Genomic DNA, 19750 nt, shown 5'->3' with positions numbered 1-19750 from the left:
CGATTACATCGAGATGTTTTATAACTCTAAACGTAAACACAGCCATGCTGATGACATGCCTCCACTGGAGTATGAGAAGCTTGGCAATTACAACTAATGAGCGGTCTACAGAAGGCTGGTCGATTCAGGTTCTCAGGCTGAATCACCATCAGTGAGCGTTGCTGCTCTGCTGATGCAACCGCTGCCGGTGAAACCTGGTCATCACGAACGGTGCGGTCATCAGACCAGATTGAGCCTGCCTGCTGAGCCAGCATGTTAATAACATCCAGCTGAGACAGGTTGGCAACTTTGCGAATGCGTGTATCCTGTAGCAGCCAGTTTTCAGGCTGACCAGGAATGTACTCGGCCTGCACCGCATTGATCTCGATGATATCGAATACCGAGAAGCCCGTGCACAGGTGCTTACCCAGACAACCCTGATGCTGGCCATCTTCCGTGACTGTAACCGGGCGAATCCATTTATTGCTCAGGTAGTTGCGCCCGTCGACACCCAATACCAGCTCGATACCACCAACGCAGTAACCACCTGTTTTGCATGACTTGGCCAATACCAGAATTTCTTTCTGCACCTATTTTCTCCGCAACCCGAATCCAGATTGGATTTTAGGGATACGAAGAGGGGGGCAGGGGGCTGGCAAGCTTGCGGGAATGGAGCGAGGGGTAGCTCTCGGACGCTATCCAATTAACTTACCCGTTGCAGCTATGGAGGTCTTAATCCCCTCCGGTGTCGGGGTAGCTCTCGGACGTATGACCGTTTAAATTCCACTCAAAGGGGAGCTGTCTTAATCCCCTCCGGTGTCGGGGTAGCTCTCGGACTTCAATCAATCCACAAATCATGAAGCGATCTGGTCTTAATCCCCTCCGGTGTCGGGGTAGCTCTCGGACGCGTATTCGTATTTCAGTGCGCGCAGCGCGCTTGGTCTTAATCCCCTCCGGTGTCGGGGTAGCTCTCGGACCTAACTGAGCTTGCCGAGAATGTTCAGAAACGGTCTTAATCCCCTCCGGTGTCGGGGTAGCTCTCGGACTGGTAAGTTTCACGAGTCTCGTACTATCTTAGTAGTCTTAATCCCCTCCGGTGTCGGGGTAGCTCTCGGACTCCAACCGAAAATTTATATCAATCAAATCAAACAGATAAAACCTGCTTTTTACTGATTGTTTTTTGACCAACAAGTTGACTAATATTCGATCAGATGTAACCTTGAGCATTGCTTGCCTCCCAGTCCGAGAGCAGATTCAGATTGCCGTTAAATCTGCTCGATTTCAAGCCATTCCTTCAGATCCATTACACAGCAGATCAAAAAGGTTGGTTGATGCTCAGGCTGCCTCCCCTTCCGACTTCTGTCCGTGATCTTCATCTGGCTCCCGAAGCTCGGGATCAATCAGATGACACTGATGAGGTGGGTAGCCTGTATCAAACACGCCTTCAGTAAATGGGCTTTTGCCCCATAGCTGTATCTCGGTGCCCGCGCGCATTCTGTAACCACGCAGGTCATCTTCTGTTGTATCAATAAAATCCAGCATTCGTGCCTGTAATTGAAGCTTGGCCTGCTCTGTTCCGTACCATGCAAATACAGATTCCTGCAGCGCATAGGCCTGGGTGCGCAAAAAGCGATGTAAGCGCTGAAGCCGCCGGGGTGAACGCACATCGTATGCAATCAATGACCAGTGCTGTCGCTGGGTTGGCATTAGCCTGCTCCCGCATGATCAATCCGTCTGGCAAGCCAGTGAGCACCCGCTGCCAGTTTCCGCCGCCACTGCTGGGCCGCTTCGTCAAATGCAGCGTAAAATTCGGATCTGCCCGCTTTACCCAGAAAACAACCCTGCGCTGATTGCGTGAAGAAGCGTTTGTCGAGGATGCTTTCATTGAAGAGTTTCACTACCCAACTCTCCACATGCGGCCTCACCGGCTCCATCAGATCACACGCCAGTGATTGCCGACCAAAGGCGGTGCGGTGGTAAAAACCAAGCTGAGGATCCAATCCGTAGCGTTTGGCCTGCCTCACTGCATCCTGATGCACCAGGGTATACGCCAATGAAAGTACCGCATTCACAGGGTCCTTCGGAGGCCTGCGCTCGCGCCTGACGAAGCCCAGAGAAGACGGTATTTGTTGTCGCCAGATGTCAAATGCCATCCGTTGCAAGCTGCCCTCTATGCCTCGCAGTTGGTCATCTGAGTGACAGCTGACCAGTGTATGGCGAGCTTCTTCCAGCCGTTTACACGCGCTGAAAGCAGGCATGGTGTGGTACTGCGACAATAACTTGGCCATCACTTTAAATTTATGACTGCACAGGTCACGAGCAAACTCTAACCGATCGGAATCGTTCTGTTGCCAGCGATATTGCCGGCAACGCCGCTCTACCTGACGCTGCTGGTCAGAAAACAGCGCAAAACTGCTGTTTTCGTAGCGCATGTTCAGCACAATCAGGTCGATACCCCGCTTATACAGCTGTCCTATCAACTGAGTGGTCAGATGCACACTGTGCAAACAGATGAGTTGGTCCACCCGCCCCAAGGGTATGGTTCTGGGTATTTCATCCGGCACCCTGACGATCATGCAGTCTGTTGCGTACTCAAGTGTCACATGATGTCGATCGATGATGATATGGGTCATGGCGCCACTCCTAACAGAGGACCAGTAGCTGTCCGGTGGGGGTCATAATGCCTGTGCCAAGCTGCCAGGCCTGCTCCTGCACGCTGAGGCGCACATAAAAGAGCTTGTCGGTTTCAGGGTCGATGTAGGGCAACAAGCGTTCAACCAATTGTTCTGCATGGCCTTTATTCAGATTGAGTTCGAACACCGAATCTTGATAACCAAAGCATTCGCTGCGCAAGATCTTGAGCGCTCGGCGCCGACGGCGGTCATCGGCTATGTCGTATCCGAATAGATAATCCCGTGCTGTCGTCATGGCATAGACTCCGCTAATTGACGTTCGACCTCACCAAGTCCATGCAGCTGGTGTAGATCGTTAAAGTCACTTGGCTCTGCCCAATGATCCTGTTGGCTGAAATGTGGGCCGCAGAGCAGATCATCGTGCTGACTTGCCTGACGAGCTGCCCTGTACCCTGTATTGCCTGCTTCAGGGCACCATTGATCGTTGTCGTAGCAGAAAATCACTTGAGGCTCGCCCGCGAGTTGGAGCCGCACTCGCTTGAGGTTGACCGAGCTGAGTGCGACATAAACGCTATTACCTGAGCACAGGGCCAACGTCAGTCCCGTCGCCAGGCCTTCACAGATAATGGGTGGCTGTGCTCGCCCGGAGACAAGACCCGGCAGCTTTACAAAGGCCCCCTTCATCGCACCCGCAAATTGGACGTAATGCCGCTTGGACTCATGCTCAGCACCCAAGGTAATTTCGTGAAAGCCAACAATTTCAGCCGCACTATTCTCGATCGGCACCAACAACTGAGCCCCACATGCTCGCACCCCAGAGTCCACCCATAACCTGGAGCCATCGGTGCCGGGAAAACGCCGTTTTACCCACGGGTGAGTAGACGATAAGGGTATCGCTTCGTTGTAGCGGCGCAGTAATGATGCATGTCGGCGCTGTCGGGCACGGTTATCGTCCTCTTGGAATGCCGCTGCCCGATGATCAGCTGGGTTTGTCTGGCAGGGTTTGATATCGGGCAAGGAGGTTTCAACGATGTATCGATGGTGATGCAGCCAGCGCCAGCCATTGAATACCCGCTGAAGACCGCCATGGCGAAACGTAAAAAACTGCAGATACGGCCAGCACTCCCCAGAGTGATTTCTGAAGACTCGAAACAGTACGTAGCAACGGCCTTTATAACCGCTGCTGAGCACAGGTACGGCACGTCCTTTGATGAAACAATCATCCATCAAGGGCTGCTGCAGCAAGCTGTGACCATCAATGCCCACTTCACTTGCCAGCTCACAAATATCACCGGCTGCGGCCTGCAGAATGGCGCTAACATATTGACTGCCCTGCCAGTTTTTCATTCAGCCCTCCACAACTCTGAAGCGGCGCAGACTGACACCCAGTGCCTGCATATAGTCCGCAGTGTGCTCGCGGCCACGGTCGTTAAATCCCTGCTCCAGGCAAAGATGCCAGTACTCCACTCCAGCACAATTCACCGCATGAATAAGTTGTACCGGCAAAGTACCGATAACCTTGTCACCCGCCTTCAGCATGCCAACGTCCAGGTGCGGCAAAAACGTACCGGTGATGCCCTGGCGCTCCAGAAATTCAAGCGCACCGGGATGGCGTGTTACGATCCAGGTTGTCATTACCTTCACCTCTTGTGTGCTGATCATGTCTGCGAAGCAACAATGTGGTGTAACAATAGAGCCGATGTGTGGGGTCGAGTGTGCTCGCAAGCTTGTCAGCAGACGGATTTGCAGGTGAGAGACATAGACTGCCAAGGAAACGCAATCAGGAAGGAGCGCAAATGAAAACGATGCTATTGGCCGTAAGCGGCATGTCGCCGGCCATCATTACCGAAACGCTGTACGGCATAAACAAGCGTGGAGATGCCTGGCCCAAGTCGATCAAAATCATTACAACCTCAATCGGGGCTGAAAAAATATGGCAAGGCCTGGTCGAGCACCAGCAGCTTGAGCACCTGTGCGTCGAGTTGGATAAGCCGCTGATTCAGATTACGCGCGAAGATATTTTAGTTGTACCCAATGCCGCCGGAGAACCTGTGGTAGATGCACGCTCGGAAGAAGACCATGAAGCCTTGGCAAACTTTATAATGAGTACCGTGCGCGACCTCACGCAGGACGACCACACTTCGATCCATGCCTCACTGGCGGGCGGCAGAAAAACGATGACGTTTTACCTGGGCTACGCCATGACACTGTTTGGTCGTCATTTCGACCGTCTTTCTCATGTATTGGTCAGCGAGGGGTTTGAGGGCCACCCGGATTTTTACTTTCCCACCCGCAGCAGCCGCGAAATCACCAATCGTGACGGCGAAAAGCTGGATACCAAAAACGCCGTAGTGACCCTGGCTGATATTCCATTTATTCGCCAGCGTCAGTTGGTGCCTGAAATGCTGACAGAATTCGGTGAGCGGGTTAACTTTCGCAAGCTGGTTGATCAGATCAACTTGGGGGAAGACGTAAAGCACCTCAAGCTACAGGTCAATGCCAAAGCCCAGACCGTAAGGATCTCATCACCAGCCTACCCGAGCATTGATGTCGAAGTCGGATTTTCAGGTATTTGGAGCTGGACACTCTACCTGCTGATCCTTGAAGAATCGCTGTTACAGCCCGAACAGGGTCGCGGAGGGTTTACCCGGCCGTCAAAACCAGACGACATCCTGCCGATAATGATGGCGACCAAATTGGCTGCTCTTAAAGACATACAGCTGCGCAGCGAAACAGCAAATGAAATGCTCAACGAGCTGTTGCAGTATGACCAGTTGGTGGATGCGCACCCCAATCTTGAGCGCACCTTTAAACCCATCATCGAGAAAGGAGGCGTGACCGGCAGTCAATTTGACAGCTATCTGCAGCAGCTTCAAAAATCATTGCAACATGCCCTGCCCAAAAACCTGGCCAACGCGCTGTTGCCCACTCAGATCTATGGTGAAGATGGCGCACTGCTCAACAACACCGGTAAAAGCAAACATAAAGGTGCGGGTTACGGCATTGCACTGCCTGAGCCACTGCAACAGATCGATATCGTCTGAGGGGGCCTTAACGGTTTATGCTGCAGCCAACGGATGAGCAACAAGCAGTAATCCAGCATGATAAAGGCCATGCCTTGGTCTGTGCAGTCCCCGGTTCGGGCAAAACAGCCACGCTGATCAACAGGGTGCAATATTTGCTGAACACCGGGGTGCCTGCTCAAAAGATTCTGGTTTTGATGTTCAACCGGCAGGCGTCTCAGGAGTTTAAATCACGGCTCGACTTCACATTATCATTTGCTGAAAGCCCTGAGGTTATGACTTTTCACGGTCTTGGCTTCAAAGCGCTGGAGCAGCTATCGAAGCTGGGGCATATCGAGAAGCGAAGCCTGGCCAACAACCATGATCTGATGCGATATGTCCGTCAGGGGGTTGCGCACCACACACGCAAGCTGGATCGAAAGGCTCGTCAACTGTTCAGCAAAGCGGATATTCTGGTCAAAAAAACGCTCACGCAGATCGAGCAGGGACTGTCGATGCCGAGCGAGCCGCTGAGCACATTATTAAAATCCAAACTCCAGTCCCGTTTCGGGCTGGATCAGTGGATGAGCTTCAACATAGCACGCTCAGTTCTCGATGCATTGAGTGCAAACGGACTGATAACCTATCGCATGATGCTCACAGAACCAGTGAGATTGGCTCAAGAACAAGAGTTGGTAGCACCCATTTTACGCGGCTACAGCCACATTCTGGTTGATGAATACCAGGATATAAACCTCGATCAGATTCAAATGCTGCGCCTGCTGATTTCCGAACATACGGCACTGATGGCTGTTGGAGACATGGACCAGTGCATTTATGAATGGCGAGGCGCTCAACCTGACTATATGCTGGATGAGCATTTTTCACAGGAGTTTCCGGGCTATACCCGCCATGCACTGACCCGAACCTTTCGTTACGGGGCGTCACTCTGTACGGCTGCAAATAATCTGATTGACCACAATCTGAAACGTCTGCCCCTGGTTTCCACGCCTCATGACGACTCACTGGAAACACAGGTGTGCGTCGTTCGCGGCAAACGCGCCATGGCCGATGAGATTTCCGACTGGTACAAAAACGGTGTAACCGATCAGAGTGCGGTTCTGTATCGCTATTGGGCCGACACCATTCCATTGCAGCTATCCCTGGCCGGCAAAGGCTACCCTTTTCGCGTCAGCTCAAAAGAGCGCAGCTTATTCAACAATCGCCCCATGAAGGCTTTAAGTGCCTGGCTGCATATCGCCGCTGAGGGTAAAGCCAGCCCTGATGATCTGATTTCGGTGTTCAGCTTTCCTACCTTGATGATCAAAAAGGAAACGCTGCGTGGTCTGATATTACAACTGCTTCAGGGCCAGTCTGGTGAGTCCGTTGCAGCCCAACTGGATCCTGCACAACAACTTCCTTTTGCACAACGCTGGTCTTGCGTGCAGCAGTGGAGGCAAATTGACTCGTCCGAACCGGTTGAGCCGAAGCTGAAGGGCCTGCAAAGCACTCTCGGCTGGGCAGCTGCATTAATGGATGAAGGGGATACCGAAGAAGCAAACGAGCAATTAAAGGAGATGGACGCTGTCATTCTGGACGCGGCTGGCCGCAGGCGCCTGACGATTCTTCAGCTCCACACCGAGCTCAGCAGCTTGGCAAATAACAACCACAACCAGGATGGCCTGCTGATCGCCACCATTCACGCGACCAAGGGCCTTGAGTGGGATAACGTGATTCTGGACGGGCTGGAAGCAAGCCGATTTCCGAGAGATGACGACAAGGGTGACCGGCTGATAGAAGAAGAACGGAGACTTTTTTACGTGGGCATGACGCGGGCACGCAAACGTCTGGTGTGTGTGCTGCCTGACTCTAGTGAGCCAAGTCAATTTTTAGCGGAAGCCGGGCTCTTCAGCATAACGCCAGAAACCGGCGTCTAACTGGAGCTTTCTGTTGCCATAGCCATCCAGCGATCTTCAGGATCGCTGATTCCCATTTCGGCTGATGAAAACAGATCATGAAGCTCAGGATATGCTTTCTCTGTACTTTCCTCTCGGCCTGGCACCACCGAAGATGCAGAACGTCTGGTTCCACTGCCGCCACAGGAAAAACAAACACCATTACATACATGTGAATATGCAGATATATAGCCTGCTCCACCACAACGCCCACAGCTATTGCGCTCATCAATGTCGACATAACGCCTTGCCAGAGAGCTTGTTGATGGCCTGCTGCTCAGCCGCCGCCCCTTGAGGATAATCTTCTTTATCTCCTCAGGCGTGACGTGACGAAAACCCTCGAACTCCGGATGCTTGGCATCCTCAAGCACTGATATATGCTTACAGGCCACGAAGCGACGGTAGTGATTGACGGGATCCAGCACATCAACCTGGCGATAGTCCGATAACGACTCAAGGTCTTCATAAACCAAGCCGACCAGAAGCTTGCCGGTCAGCGGATTCTTAATACCCTGGCACAGTACAGTAACCGGACGGTTGTTTTTTAGTCGCATGATGCCTCCCCATAAATGCTTGCCTTCGAGAGACACACGATAGCGGCAACCCACTGCAAAGCGGTGCTTGGCAAGCTTATGTGAGCCAGGCATGGCTGGACCAAACTCTTCTCGCCTGCACCAAGGAAGCATTGATGGATTTTTAACCCAACCGGTTCATCAGGTAGTATCAGACAACCAAGCTAACAAGGATGCATTGATGAACACTACATTGATTACGTTTATTGGCCGCACACCAAAGACATCTGAGGGGTATCGTAAAACGGTGTACAGCATTGATGGACATCGCCAGCCACCCAGTGCATTTCTCGGCTTCAATCTGAAGCAGTACCTGAAACCAGACCGGATCGTCATTCTCGGCACAGCAGGCAGTATGTGGGACCACCTTTTTGAGGGTGATATCGACTTCGGCAACGATGCAGAAAATGATCGGCTAGAGTTGGCTTTTGCTGTTGAAGAAAGTCGGGTCACTCAAGCCATGCTGGATCAGATTCAACCCGTGCTGGCCGACAAATTGGGCATTGATACCCACCTTCAGCTCATTCAGGTTGGGACTACGCTGAATGAACAGATTGAAGTGGTCGAGCTGATGTCCCGCCACGTTGACACTGGTGACCAAGTGCAACTGGATATCACCCATGGGCTTCGCAGCCTGCCGATGATTGCACTGCTGACAGCCATGTATCTGCGTAACCTGCGACAGGCAACCATCGAAGGTATCTGGTACGGAGCTTTTGAGCTGCGTCAGGATGACATTACTCCCGTCAACAACCTGCAGGGACTGCTGCAGATGGCCGATTGGCTCAGCGCTATGCATGCCTACTCCAAAGACGGTGACTACGGCGTGTTCAGTGAACTGCTTGGTGAGGCCGGTCATTGTTTAAAAGAGGCCGCTTTTTTTGAGCGCATCAATAATTCAGCGAAGGCCAAACAGAAGCTGGAAACCTGGAGCATCGAGGGTAAAATCGATCAGGACCCCGTCGCTCGATTATTTGCCGATGAGTTACAGCAAAGGATCGCATGGCATCGCAAAGGCTCTCGCCACGATAGAGAACAAAAACTGGCGAAGGAATACTTTAAGCGGGGTGACTATCTGCGCGCGGCCATTCTGGCTCTGGAGGCGAAGATTTCAGAAGAACTGCATCAAAATCGTGAGCCAGACACCCGTGACCATCGAGAAGAAGCCAGCAAATCACTGCAGGCAGGATCGCGTGAGTTTCAAACCCTGAGCAGAATCCGCAACGCCCTGGCACATGGGGTGCGCAGCCCTGATAAGAAGATCGACAAGCTGCTGTCTGATGAAAACAGTTTAGCGACTGAACTGCAGCGCCTGTTTAAAAGCCTGAAAATTTAAACCGTCGCCATCACTTCCTGATCTGGCCGGTGTCATCCGCACACTGGCCTGTTTTTTGTCGCCTGTAAGTCCGGTGTCGGGGTAGCTCTCGGACGATCGCCGATCCGCACCTACACAGTCACTGGCCGTCTTAATCCCCTCCGGTGTCGGGGTAGCTCTCGGACAAATGTTCAACCAATTCGCTCAGATGATGGCGTCTTAATCCCCTCCGGTGTCGGGGTAGCTCTCGGACATCGAAACCTAACAAAGAAATGAAAGAGTGTGGTCTTAATCCCCTCCGGTGTCGGGGTAGCTCTCGGACTAACATGGCGGTCATGCCTAACGGTATGGCGCTGTCTTAATCCCCTCCGGTGTCGGGGTAGCTCTCGGACTCAAGATCGTCATGTTTGCATACGCTGACCGTGGTCTTAATCCCCTCCGGTGTCGGGGTAGCTCTCGGACGCTATTAGTGAAACAACGAATATTAAGAATGGTCTTAATCCCCTCCGGTGTCGGGGTAGCTCTCGGACCTGATGTACAGCTCGCCCATGAGCTGATCGCTGAGTCTTAATCCCCTCCGGTGTCGGGGTAGCTCTCGGACGAGAACCCCTACTGGTTTGACAACGTGAAGGAGTCTTAATCCCCTCCGGTGTCGGGGTAGCTCTCGGACACTAAGAGTAAACGTGTCAACTTAAAGTTGATGTCTTAATCCCCTCCGGTGTCGGGGTAGCTCTCGGACTTAAAACGAAAAGAAATAGAGAGAACCTTTAGGTCTTAATCCCCTCCGGTGTCGGGGTAGCTCTCGGACTCCAACCAAATATTTTTATCAATCAAATCAAGCAGATAAAACCTACTTTTTACTGATTGTTTTTTAACCAACAAGTTGGCTAATATTTGATCAGGTGTAACCTCGAGCATTGCTTTCCTCCCGGTCCGAGAGCAGTTCAAGCTTGCCGTGTATTGATCCAGGTTTCAAGCCCTTTACACCCTCACCACCAGTCAAAGAGCTTACCTACGCCATACACCAGTCCACCCGTAACCAGGGCTGCAGCAGCTATAGGAGCCGCCGGTGTTGCGAGTAAGGTTGACCCCGTCGCTACAAGTCCTGTCGCAGCAGAGCCTCCTGCCACTGATCCACCAGCGGTTAAAGCGGCCGTTGCACCCGCTGCCCCACCACCGCTTGCTGCAGAGACAAGCAAGCCGGCCTGAGAAGATGATGATGACGCCGCAGCCAAACGAACCGCATTAACAACTGTACTGGTTGTTTTGCTGGCCCGGTAAACACGCACGGCACCTGCGCTCGCCGCTGCCGCTGCGACGACCACACCGGCACGCTGTACCTGTTCGCTGCTGTGTTCGCCATGTATGCACCAGCTGACAAAATGCTCGCAGTTATTGGTGATAACTGAGTAGCGGTTTTCACCCAGCCGACTTTTGGCGCGACGTACTATTTCATCAGCTGCGAATTTTGCATCAGGTTCAGACACACGATAAACCGTACGCTGGCCCGCAAACTGAGCTAGTGTTGTTTCCTGTACAAAACTGCAACTATCGTCGAACAAACCATTACTTTTTCCGGCGTAATGCACAACACGGCCCTTACCCACATAGATGCCATGATGACTGTAAAGGCCGCTACTCACTTTCAGGTGCTGGCCTGGCTTGAACTGGTTCAACTTGCTCATACTCATCCCTCCAATGCCCTGTTTGAGAGAATAGTAGCGCGTGCATTTTGAATGTGTTGGCTGACAAATTTGTTGTACCGAGTGCCGAACGGCATTGCTCTGAGCACCGATCAGAGGCGAGTTGCAGACAAATTTGTAACAGGCCCCGAGTCATTATTTCAGGTTTAGACTGCCCTCATTCATTGATCAGACGGTCACAGGGGGGCGGGATATGCAGTTTTTAAAGCTGAAAAATGAACAGGAAAAGCGTGCTTATCTGCCCCAGGTTTGGCCTTTACTGGATGCGAGTTATCGCACGGTTCCGGGCGGCCTGCATTTTGCGTCGCAGGAAGAGCTTATTAGTGACACCGATGAGTGGCACCTGATCGTTCTGGACGGAGTCGTGCTGGCATTGACCCTGCATAAATACAAATGTGGACTGAAGTTGGTCGCTTTGGCAAAAGCCCGGGCGGAAGGCGCGCGTGCAGCGTTGAAGCAGTTGATCGAGCATGCCCTGCACTTTGGCTGGATGGAGCTTTCCGACCAGGCAGAAAACTTTGTCATGCGTGAGTGTAATGGTCATCGCTTTCTGATCCATGCCAGCCTGGCGGGCAAACTACTGAAAAAAATGGTGGAACCTGCCGGCGGTGATGCCTTCCACTACCGCCGACGCATTATGAACTGCGTTAAAACCAAGCTGATTCTGGGCACACCGGACTTCAGCCAATTGGCATAACGCTCGTTGTGTTACTCAGCTTCCCCGGCCGTACGCTAGCTCAAGCTGGCTTTCCAGCTGCGCCAGTTGGTTGGCATCTTGCGCAAGGCGAAGGCTCTGCCGATCAACTTTTTCAATCGCATCCTCGATATAACGCTGCGCCGGCTGCAACGCCTGACGCAATACCTCACTGATGCACAGGCTCACCGAGTGTTGATATTGACTGGCAATCTGCTGGGCCCCTGAGCGTACTGCCTCATGAAAACGCACCATCATCTCCTGTTGCTGACGCAACTCTTTTTCCGCCTGATAGTGCTGATAAATACCGCTGAGCAACTGGACGCCCACCTGCACCACAGGCCCGCCCACACGGATTTTTTCAAGTATCTTTTCAGCCCACTTCTCCATGGTTTTCTGACCAATACCCTTGAACAGGCTTGGGAGTGCTGATTTGGCGAGCTTCATTACACTCACAAGATGCTCGGATTTAATGTGCTGAACCAACATCTGCAACGTCCCTTCCGGCAGCAAGCTTTCGCTGCTGGGCTGGGTCAATGTTTTGGAGTTTGAATTGGGCAGTTCAATCCCAGCAGGAAGGTCAACCTGTGCTCTGACAGGCGACAATTCACGGTCGAGCTCATTGACCAATTGATCCAGGGCATCAGCTGCTCTGTTCAGTTCCTGTTGTAACTGCTGCTCAACTTCCAGGGTGAGGCTTTGCATGTGCCGGTCGAGTTGCAGCTCACGTTGTGCGTCGTCCAGATCAGCCATTGCCAGTTCCTTAAAAACTGACGCAAGCGACTGGCTTTGCTGTCGCAGCAGGCCTTCCAAACGGCTTTGGATACCGGTCTGCTCCTGCTGCAGGCGCGTTGCCAGTCGCTGGAAGCCTGAAGTGCCCAGCGCATCCATCTGCAGTTTTAACGCGGCCTGTGCTTCAGCCAAAAGTCTTGCAAAGTCGACAGCCAGACGCTCTTCACGCTGACGGAAGTCCGTTTGTTCAATAAAATCTGACAGGGCTTGTTCAAACTCGGGCAAACCTGACGACTCAAGCAACAAAGGCTGCTGTTTGAGCTTGCCCTCCAGACCCAGTTTGGCATTGACCCAGTGAATCGGCACTGCAGCCAGGGCGTCGGCTTCAGGCACATCCATTTGCCTGGCTTTTTCCTGGAGTTGCTGGCGCAGCTCATCATTCAGCTGTATCTGATACGCGCAATCGCGGGAGGTTTCACGCTGATTAACCACCAGCATGACCCGTCTTTTTAAGCGAACCAGTTCAATGATCGCCTGGTATGTATGCAGGTCGTCCAGTGCTGTTGAGGACGATACTACAAACAGCACAAGATCGGATTTTTCCAGCTGCTCACGGGTCACTTGTTCATGTTCAGGAGGTGCATCAACGCCCGGGGTATCATCGATGGCGAAGCTGCCAAACGGATAGCGGCTGACCTTTTCCGTAGTAGGACTGCGCCCTTCTGCTGCTACCTTTTGCCCAGAAAGCGCATTGATCAGGCTACTCTTACCGGCACTATAAACACCATACATCATGATGGTAGGTTTGTTGCGCACCAATTCGGCAGCGAGATGCTCCTGAAACCGCTGGCAACGACCGTCCTGCAGGTAACAACCCAGCAATTCGCTATGGGTGCTCAGCATCTGAATCATTGGATGTTGTGTGGCTGTCATCGTATCGTCCTTTTCATTCCAATTCCGTTGATGTTATGCGCGCTCGGTGCTGGTCAAAGGCTCTGTTAACGGCTGCCAGCGCTGACAAAACTGCTCCAGCAGGCGTCTGGAATCACGGATGTTTTGCTCCATCTGCTGCAGAATTTCCAGCATCGGTGTGCGGTAACCCTGCTCAAGCGTGTCCGCTATGCGCGTTGAAAACAGCTGATAAGCGGCTTGCTCAATTACAAACCGGTTATCGCCAATCAGGATGGATCGAGTCGAATCTTTGCTGAAGGCACGCCCGAGCCCCTCACCTGCTGCCCCACCGAGAATACTTCCAACAACAGCTCCCATAGGCCCAGCCAGGAAGAAACCTACTCCTGCTCCAAGTGCACCACCGCCGGCCCCACCCCAGGCACGTTTGTAGCCACGGTCGCTGTAGTTGAACGATGAATACTCATGCTCGAATCCAGGCAAGGCATCAGAGCTGTCAAAGGTAATGGCGGATGCCATGTTCTGCTCCAGAACATGAAGTTGCTGTTCCAGTTCGACCTGGATCAATCCAGTGGCTTTTTGCTGCAAGTCAGCCGCTATTTGGCTGCTCAACGCCGCATTATCACCGCTGTAATTTTGCATGGCCCGGGCGATAATATCACTCAGTTGCAGTGTTAACTGCTGACTCATTGTCTGATAGCGACGCTCGACTTCGTCCTGCTGTGCTGTCAGTTCCGACTGTATGTCGGCCTGTTGCTCTGCCATTTGTTCTGTGCTGACAAGCAGGCGCTGGGCGAATGCAGCAAGATTTCGCTTTGGCGTTGCCTGTTTGATCCGGACGCTTTCCTGCTTGATGTACAACTGCATGGTGCGCAAAAAATGTGGTATGCCGGAATCTTCAAGCGCCTCTGGTGTATCGGATATTTCAGCACAGCGTACGGACACACTCATGATCTGCGCTTGTGCCAACCCCGGATGCTGGCCGAAATGACGCGACAGCGTTTGCATGACATAGCGTTCCTGCTCCTGTCGATCATCTTGCGAATACATGACAGGGCGTGACACCAGCTGGCCATCTACAACAGCAACCTCATCTTCATCTGCTCGGGTCAGCACAAATACCACTGGTTTCCCCATGGATAAGAGCTCACCAATCTCCTTCATGTCGGTTTCGCGTGCGGGGTGCTCGGAGTTCATCACGTACACCACCACATCTGCACTCTGTGCATATTGACGCGCCAGCTCACCATTACGAGCTGTTTTCGAGTGCAACCCCGGCGAATCAACCCATGTCAGACCAGGCAAGGTAAAGTACTGCACAGCGGAGGTGCATTCCTTTCGATCCACTTCAAACCCCTGCGTCAGTGACTGCTCAAGCGCTGCGCCACTGACTTCGTGCATGGCAAAACGCAGCCCCTTTGCGGCTAATGCGGCAACCTGCTGAGCATTAGGCTCAGCGCACCCGATGGCAATATGATTGCCAAACGAACTCTTCCCCGCATTAACCTTGCCGTACACATAGATCAGCAAGGAGTCGCCCTGCTTTTGCCGCAAGCGCGTGCCCTTATCAAAGGATTGTGCAGCTTGGAGCCAGCGCTGACGAACGCCGGCGATATTTGCCAACCACTGTTCACACATCTGACTCAGCGGATGTTCAGGGTTAAGTTGATCTTGTGTCGCCCGTGCCAATTGCTCAAGCTCTGCCGACACATCGGCCTGATCCTGCATCAGTGCACGCTCCTGCTGCTGAACTTCCGACTGCACGGCTGCGAAGGCTGCCTGCAACTGGTTAAAACTGTCCAGAAACTCACCGCGAGCCTGATGATCAACACTGGTTTTCAGAGTATGTGGCATACAAGATCCTCAGAAGTGGGAAGGGGTAATATCCATGCCATCGCCTGTCAGACATCCGGGATAAGCTGGATGGCATCGGCACACAATTCGTCCAACCGTGCTCCGCTGCGCAGTTGCGCCTCTATTTGACGCATCAGTTCCAACCGCTCCGTACGGGCAATCAGCTCGTTTACAGCAGATTCCATGGCTGGTAGCCCAGGCTCACCAAGGTCAATTTGTGTCAGTAAATGCGCCATCTGCATCCGGGCCGATTCAGTACCAACATCCATGTGCGTCAAGTTATTAATAAGCTGCTTTCCGCTCCCTTTTGGACTGGCCATCGTTGATTTACCAAAGGCGATTACCTGAGGTGTCATCAGGTGCCCCGATGCGCCCAGCGCTGTCAACTCAGCGGCCAGCAGCCGACGCGATTCAGCATGCACACGCTTTATTCGTGCCTGCCGCTGCTTCTCCGCATTGGCGGCCCGTTGGCGTCGGGCCTCTTCATCGGCGCGATCATCCGAATCCGATGAGGAAGAGGAACCCGAATCGGAATAGTAAGCCGCCGCTGCGGTACCTGCGGCAATAACACCCGCAACTGCAACCCAGATCAAAGGTAATGGCATCGTGTCTCTCCTGTTTGACTGTTCAAATCTTTGGATAAAAGCCCTTTACCGCCGTTGCAGCGCCGTACGCACCTGACTCAATGTCTGCCCCAACTGATCAACGCGGTGTGAAAGCGCCTGATGCTGATCAGCAAAGGCCTGCTCTTCTTGGGCAATCATCTCCTGCAAGCGGTCTGCCAGGGTATTGGCCAGTGTTTCTCGCTGCTCGGCTCGGTGCTGCTCTTTGTCGACCAGCATCACCTCAACCCGTTGCTGCAAATAGTCCTGCAAGGCAGGAATACCGCTGTACTGGATCAGGAGCGGCTGCGCCTGACGAACTCCGCTCAGGTAGGTGTTAGCCGACACTCTAAAAATATCCGGTTCCCCCCCACACAGCTCAACCAATTGACTGGCGATCAGCGCCTCAAACTCGTGTTGAGCCTCATCAGGCTGTTCCGCCTTGGTCAGTACACACACCAATCGATCAGCCAGAGGGCGCTGGCTGTGCTGACTGATCCGGCTGAGGTAATCCAAGGTCGGCTGATCCAACTCCCCTTGCCCCATGCTGTGACACAACAGCAGCAGGTCACTGGTCACAATGCCGTCAAACGCCACCTGATCATCGGTATCTTCCGCATCCAGTCCTGGGGTATCGGTATAGTCAATCTGGCCGACACGGAGTGTTTTCAGCTCGCGAGTTTCACGGGATCGCGCCGTTTTAAAGAACTCCTGCTCCAGGTTGTCCGTCAGCACATTGAGCAGAGTGCTTTTCCCGGCTTTAACCAGACCGACTACTGTCAACGTCAGGGCATCATTGCCAACCGGCAAATCGTCCAGCTGCTGCAGTGCTCGATAAAGCTCTGGCTGATGATGAATCAAAAATTGCTGAACAGTCTTCATGCGACCTCTCCCATGTTGATCCTTACTGGCAGTTTAAGAGCTGCGGCACCATCCCTGTGCCGACGAAGACCACTATACAAAAATGAACGTGAAAAAAATTGAGTTGGCAAGCTTGGGAGATATGGATGTTTGCGAGAGATTGAGACAAGGGGGGCAAGCCACAGCTCTAGGCCGTGGCCTACGTATACTTAATGGAAATTAAACGGCAGTGTTTGGTTGAGCATATTGATCAGAGCGGAGCGGCTGTGGGCCTGAATCTGCAGCGCCCTATCCAGTTCAGCGTGAGGTGCTGCCGGCAGCAAAGTGCGCAGCGCCTCTCTCTTGGGGTTCAACGGCTCCAGATAGGGCATAGACAGTTGTAGCTGCTCACCAAGAGCCTGTATCACACAGCCCAACCATTGCAGAATACTGCCTGACTGCTGTTCGCAGAGCTCAACGGCTTGCTGCAATAGTTCACTGGCTTGATTCCGCTGCCCTGCATCACTGAGCAACCAGGCACGGTAGGCCAAAATCAACGGCCAGGGATGATCTTCACCCTGTTGCCAGTCTAACCGAGTGTCCAGATAGGATGCACACTGGTCTGCCATCTCATCCGGATAAGTGAGCAATGCACGCAGATACAGTTGATGCGCAAAGCGTAAATTCGAGCCTGATCGCGCCAGTTTGCCTGGCAACTGATCAGTGCTGCAATGGAGCATCGCAGTAAGGTAGCTCTCAAGCAGAGTGTTAAATGCCTCGAATGTAGTTTCAGGCGAACTTAGCATGGCAAACAGGCGATAGGCTGTAGTCTGTTGCACCTCTCTGCCCGCTTGCAGTGGGTCGGACAAGCGTTCAAATGTAGTGATCGCCTTAACAAAGCACTCATCCGCTGCGGTGTATTCACCCCGGAAAGCGTGCAACTGCCCTTGAGTTGATAACAGCTTGGCATGGTTAAGAAGCCCAACGCTGGCAACTGGGAGTGTCAGCCATTGTTGGATAAACCCTTCCATGCTATTGAAGTCAAAAGCGTTTGTAGCCGCCACAACCGAGCGCAGTATGATCTCGCAGGCTTGTGGCGCATCTTCATCGATCAATTGATTGGCTGTTTCAAAAGCACTGGCAACCAGCGCCATATCACAAAAGCCACGGTGGTTCTGCAGCGCCAGCCTTGCTCCTTGTTGGCGCAATGACAACAGGGGTGGCAGCGTTTCGCCGTCGGGCTTGTGCGTCTCCAGCCAGTCCAGCGTACTTTGCAAACCTGCAAGTGAATACGATTTGAGCCGCAGCTGTGCCTGGACTTCCTGTAAATAGCCTTCCCATAGCTTCGGCTGCTGTTTGACGGTATCACCCAGCTGTTGCAGGCAGTTATGCAGTAGCGTGAATGCCTGCCCCTCTTCATCGACAGCCGCTTGCAACAGGGCATACCAATCAGAGGGTCGCAATGCCTGGCCCCCTTCCAGAGTCAATAACAAGCGCTCGTAAACGTGTTCACCGCTGGGCAACAGCAGACAATGGCCCGGCAAGGCAAAGTGTCGCAGCAGTTTTTTCTTATCTTTTTGCGGGCTGCCCCAGCAGTTGGCCAGAGTATCCACATAGCCATTCAAGGGTTCACTGTTTTTATCAATAAACTCAATGCTCAAACTCAGCTGCGCGTAACGTTTGGGGTCCAGCTGATGCAACTCAGCCAGCAGCGTTTCGGTACGGATCTTCCAGTCGACACGGGAGTTGTAGCCGCCACGGTTTTCAATGCTGAACTTGACCCGAGTCGGCACCCCCTGTTTCATCGGCAGCAAGCGAAGCACCCAGCGGACCAGCTGGTCAATCTGTTGCAGCCAACTGAAACGGCCTGCAACCGGGTCTTTACTGGAAAAACCAAAGATACCAACGGGTTGTGCCGTCAGGTCACTCAAGATGCGTTCGATCCGCGCATTACTTTCATTAACAGCATGAAAACCAGCGCCAAGTGGAGCCAGACTTACACCTTGCGGAATCGCCAGCGCGACCACCTTGCCCACATCTTTATGGTTGAGGTTTAACTCCTCCACCTCGTTGTCAAACGCCTTGCCGGTTTCATCGACTAGGACCGTCCAACTGGGTGATGGGTTCAGGTTGGTAATGGCATTGGGATGACCCTCAGCAGACACGATCAGCGGCGGCGTGCTAATGGTATAAGTGGCGTTATGCTGGGTTTTGGCACGCTGTTGCTGCAGATGTTCCCTTTGCTTACCGAGCAACTTGTGCAGGTGTGTGGCGACGCGCGATGGGCAGTCCGCTTTGGTAGCCTCATACCATTGCTTGAACTCGACACTATCGGCACCCTGTTCGCGGAGCCGCTTGACCAATTCGTTACCCAGCTCGTACGCTGTCTCGCCATCCCTTATGGCCTTGCGGATGCGCTGATCAAGGTTGCTCACATCCTTGGACAACTCCTCTGCCTGTAGCATCAGCCGTTGAATCTCGGCCTTATTCTGGCTCGCCCCCCAGGCATGGCGCAGGTATATATTGTAGGCGATTGTACCTGCCTCTTTGTTCGCATCAGCAGCATTAATGGCTGATCGTTTCGGTTGTTGCGGTTCAGTTTGAGGCGCCACACCATTTGACTTAGCAGCCTTGCTTTCGTCTGCTGCAACCTGGCTGCTTCTTTCAGTAGACCAACGATCATCGCCCAGATGGTGTAAAAAACGAGCTTCAGGCCAGAGTCGACAGGCGCTCTCTTGCAGCGCTACATCGGTTTTCAAACCGGCGATAATGCAGGCAACATTGCGGGTCAGGCCTGATGCAACCAGAGATTCCAGATCAGTACAGTGGACCTCGTGGCCCAATTGCAGCTCTGCCGTTTTAATGTAGTGATGCGGACGCTGGGAGGGCGCGCCGGGCAAGAGGATGGTGATATCCATATAAATGAGGTTCCTGAACTGTCTTAAAAACGAAGCAGCAGT

At 52.9% G+C, this 19750-nt stretch carries 17 protein-coding genes and 2 CRISPR repeat arrays; of the genes, 4 read left to right on the top strand and 13 right to left on the bottom strand.

Annotated elements, in window-relative coordinates; translation table 11 throughout:
- Nucleotides 1-26: 26 nt before the first annotated feature.
- From E1H14_RS08355 to csx16, 6 genes are all read right to left on the bottom strand, one after another.
- Nucleotides 27-569, bottom strand: coding sequence for a dual OB domain-containing protein (locus tag E1H14_RS08355; protein WP_149390995.1), 543 nt, complete (start codon nt 567-569; stop codon nt 27-29).
- Nucleotides 570-708: 139 nt separating this feature from the next.
- A CRISPR array of direct repeats spans nt 709-1096; the repeat unit is 37 nt; unit sequence GTCTTAATCCCCTCCGGTGTCGGGGTAGCTCTCGGAC.
- Between the two features lie 218 nt (nt 1097-1314).
- On the bottom strand, nt 1315-1686 hold the full coding sequence (cas2, locus tag E1H14_RS08350; RefSeq protein ID WP_149390994.1) for a CRISPR-associated endonuclease Cas2: 372 nt from the start codon (nt 1684-1686) through the stop codon (nt 1315-1317).
- Nucleotides 1686-2612 (bottom strand): CRISPR-associated endonuclease Cas1, encoded by a 927-nt coding sequence (gene cas1, locus E1H14_RS08345; RefSeq protein WP_149390993.1) that lies wholly within the window; start codon nt 2610-2612, stop codon nt 1686-1688. The genes cas2 (E1H14_RS08350) and cas1 overlap by 1 nt, the downstream gene beginning before the upstream one ends.
- 10 nt (nt 2613-2622) lie before the next feature.
- Nucleotides 2623-2907: a CRISPR-associated endonuclease Cas2 gene (cas2, locus tag E1H14_RS08340; RefSeq protein WP_149390992.1), complete on the bottom strand. Its 285-nt coding sequence runs from the start codon at nt 2905-2907 to the stop codon at nt 2623-2625.
- Nucleotides 2904-3959: a toprim domain-containing protein gene (locus tag E1H14_RS08335; RefSeq protein WP_149390991.1), complete on the bottom strand. Its 1056-nt coding sequence runs from the start codon at nt 3957-3959 to the stop codon at nt 2904-2906. The genes cas2 (E1H14_RS08340) and E1H14_RS08335 overlap by 4 nt, the downstream gene beginning before the upstream one ends.
- Nucleotides 3960-4247: a CRISPR-associated protein Csx16 gene (gene csx16 / locus E1H14_RS08330; RefSeq protein ID WP_149390990.1), complete on the bottom strand. Its 288-nt coding sequence runs from the start codon at nt 4245-4247 to the stop codon at nt 3960-3962. It abuts the gene before it with no gap.
- Nucleotides 4248-4408: 161 nt separating this feature from the next.
- On the opposite strand from csx16, the gene csm6 reads away from it, so the two are divergent.
- Both csm6 and E1H14_RS08320 read left to right on the top strand, forming a co-directional pair.
- Nucleotides 4409-5656: a CRISPR-associated ring nuclease Csm6 gene (gene csm6, locus E1H14_RS08325; RefSeq protein ID WP_149390989.1), complete on the top strand. Its 1248-nt coding sequence runs from the start codon at nt 4409-4411 to the stop codon at nt 5654-5656.
- 17 nt (nt 5657-5673) lie between these two features.
- A complete protein-coding gene (locus E1H14_RS08320; RefSeq protein ID WP_149390988.1) occupies nt 5674-7551 on the top strand; it encodes an ATP-dependent helicase in 1878 nt (625 codons plus the stop codon).
- On the opposite strand, the gene E1H14_RS08315 is transcribed toward E1H14_RS08320, so the two are convergent.
- Nucleotides 7548-8216 (bottom strand): hypothetical protein, encoded by a 669-nt coding sequence (locus tag E1H14_RS08315; RefSeq protein WP_149390987.1) that lies wholly within the window; start codon nt 8214-8216, stop codon nt 7548-7550. The two genes, E1H14_RS08320 and E1H14_RS08315, sit on opposite strands and share 4 nt — an antisense overlap.
- Before the next feature lie 106 nt (nt 8217-8322).
- Between E1H14_RS08315 and csx2 the strand changes: the two genes are divergently transcribed.
- Nucleotides 8323-9477, top strand: a complete 1155-nt coding sequence (csx2, locus tag E1H14_RS08310; RefSeq protein ID WP_160142049.1) for a TIGR02221 family CRISPR-associated protein — start codon at nt 8323-8325, stop codon at nt 9475-9477.
- A 127-nt stretch (nt 9478-9604) separates the two neighbouring features.
- A CRISPR array of direct repeats spans nt 9605-10264; the repeat unit is 37 nt; unit sequence GTCTTAATCCCCTCCGGTGTCGGGGTAGCTCTCGGAC.
- Nucleotides 10265-10445: 181 nt separating this feature from the next.
- On the opposite strand, the gene E1H14_RS08305 is transcribed toward csx2, so the two are convergent.
- Entirely contained in the window at nt 10446-11141 is a 696-nt protein-coding gene (locus E1H14_RS08305) for a lecithin retinol acyltransferase family protein (protein WP_160142048.1), read from the bottom strand.
- Nucleotides 11142-11352: 211 nt separating this feature from the next.
- Here E1H14_RS08305 and E1H14_RS08300 point away from each other — a divergent pair, with 211 nt between their 5' ends.
- Nucleotides 11353-11856 (top strand): hypothetical protein, encoded by a 504-nt coding sequence (locus tag E1H14_RS08300; protein WP_149390984.1) that lies wholly within the window; start codon nt 11353-11355, stop codon nt 11854-11856.
- A gap of 15 nt (nt 11857-11871) precedes the next feature.
- Here the strand turns inward: E1H14_RS08300 and E1H14_RS08295 are convergent, their stop codons facing one another.
- From E1H14_RS08295 to E1H14_RS08275, 5 genes are all read right to left on the bottom strand, one after another.
- On the bottom strand, nt 11872-13518 hold the full coding sequence (locus E1H14_RS08295; protein ID WP_149390983.1) for a GTPase: 1647 nt from the start codon (nt 13516-13518) through the stop codon (nt 11872-11874).
- Between the two features lie 33 nt (nt 13519-13551).
- Nucleotides 13552-15348 carry a dynamin family protein gene (locus tag E1H14_RS08290; RefSeq protein ID WP_149390982.1) on the bottom strand — a complete coding sequence of 599 codons (1797 nt, stop codon included), beginning with the start codon at nt 15346-15348 and terminating at the stop codon, nt 13552-13554.
- A gap of 47 nt (nt 15349-15395) precedes the next feature.
- Nucleotides 15396-15953, bottom strand: coding sequence for a hypothetical protein (locus E1H14_RS08285; RefSeq protein WP_149390981.1), 558 nt, complete (start codon nt 15951-15953; stop codon nt 15396-15398).
- A gap of 45 nt (nt 15954-15998) precedes the next feature.
- Nucleotides 15999-16832 carry a GTPase gene (locus tag E1H14_RS08280; protein WP_149390980.1) on the bottom strand — a complete coding sequence of 278 codons (834 nt, stop codon included), beginning with the start codon at nt 16830-16832 and terminating at the stop codon, nt 15999-16001.
- A 188-nt stretch (nt 16833-17020) separates the two neighbouring features.
- Nucleotides 17021-19708 (bottom strand): hypothetical protein, encoded by a 2688-nt coding sequence (locus E1H14_RS08275; protein WP_149390979.1) that lies wholly within the window; start codon nt 19706-19708, stop codon nt 17021-17023.
- Nucleotides 19709-19750 lie beyond the last annotated feature (42 nt).

Origin of the sequence: Nitrincola tapanii, assembly GCF_008368715.1 — a bacterium.
Lineage (GTDB): Bacteria > Pseudomonadota > Gammaproteobacteria > Pseudomonadales > Balneatricaceae > Nitrincola > Nitrincola tapanii.
Note: the sequence above shows the minus strand (reverse complement) of the source record. Positions and strands in the feature narration are given on the sequence as shown.

What these genes read in the sequence shown, in the direction of transcription:
- cas2 (WP_149390994.1), bottom strand. Translation starts at nt 1,686, where the DNA reads ATGCCAACCCAGCGACAGCACTGGTCATTGATTGCATACGATGTGCGT.
- E1H14_RS08275 (WP_149390979.1), bottom strand. Translation starts at nt 19,708, where the DNA reads ATGGATATCACCATCCTCTTGCCCGGCGCGCCCTCCCAGCGTCCGCAT.
- csx2 (WP_160142049.1), top strand. Translation starts at nt 8,323, where the DNA reads ATGAACACTACATTGATTACGTTTATTGGCCGCACACCAAAGACATCT.
- cas1 (WP_149390993.1), bottom strand. Translation starts at nt 2,612, where the DNA reads ATGACCCATATCATCATCGATCGACATCATGTGACACTTGAGTACGCA.
- E1H14_RS08315 (WP_149390987.1), bottom strand. Translation starts at nt 8,216, where the DNA reads ATGCCTGGCTCACATAAGCTTGCCAAGCACCGCTTTGCAGTGGGTTGC.
- csx16 (WP_149390990.1), bottom strand. Translation starts at nt 4,247, where the DNA reads ATGACAACCTGGATCGTAACACGCCATCCCGGTGCGCTTGAATTTCTG.
- E1H14_RS08305 (WP_160142048.1), bottom strand. Translation starts at nt 11,141, where the DNA reads ATGAGCAAGTTGAACCAGTTCAAGCCAGGCCAGCACCTGAAAGTGAGT.
- cas2 (WP_149390992.1), bottom strand. Translation starts at nt 2,907, where the DNA reads ATGACGACAGCACGGGATTATCTATTCGGATACGACATAGCCGATGAC.
- E1H14_RS08320 (WP_149390988.1), top strand. Translation starts at nt 5,674, where the DNA reads ATGCTGCAGCCAACGGATGAGCAACAAGCAGTAATCCAGCATGATAAA.
- E1H14_RS08285 (WP_149390981.1), bottom strand. Translation starts at nt 15,953, where the DNA reads ATGCCATTACCTTTGATCTGGGTTGCAGTTGCGGGTGTTATTGCCGCA.
- E1H14_RS08290 (WP_149390982.1), bottom strand. Translation starts at nt 15,348, where the DNA reads ATGCCACATACTCTGAAAACCAGTGTTGATCATCAGGCTCGCGGTGAG.
- E1H14_RS08335 (WP_149390991.1), bottom strand. Translation starts at nt 3,959, where the DNA reads ATGAAAAACTGGCAGGGCAGTCAATATGTTAGCGCCATTCTGCAGGCC.
- csm6 (WP_149390989.1), top strand. Translation starts at nt 4,409, where the DNA reads ATGAAAACGATGCTATTGGCCGTAAGCGGCATGTCGCCGGCCATCATT.
- E1H14_RS08295 (WP_149390983.1), bottom strand. Translation starts at nt 13,518, where the DNA reads ATGACAGCCACACAACATCCAATGATTCAGATGCTGAGCACCCATAGC.
- E1H14_RS08280 (WP_149390980.1), bottom strand. Translation starts at nt 16,832, where the DNA reads ATGAAGACTGTTCAGCAATTTTTGATTCATCATCAGCCAGAGCTTTAT.
- E1H14_RS08300 (WP_149390984.1), top strand. Translation starts at nt 11,353, where the DNA reads ATGCAGTTTTTAAAGCTGAAAAATGAACAGGAAAAGCGTGCTTATCTG.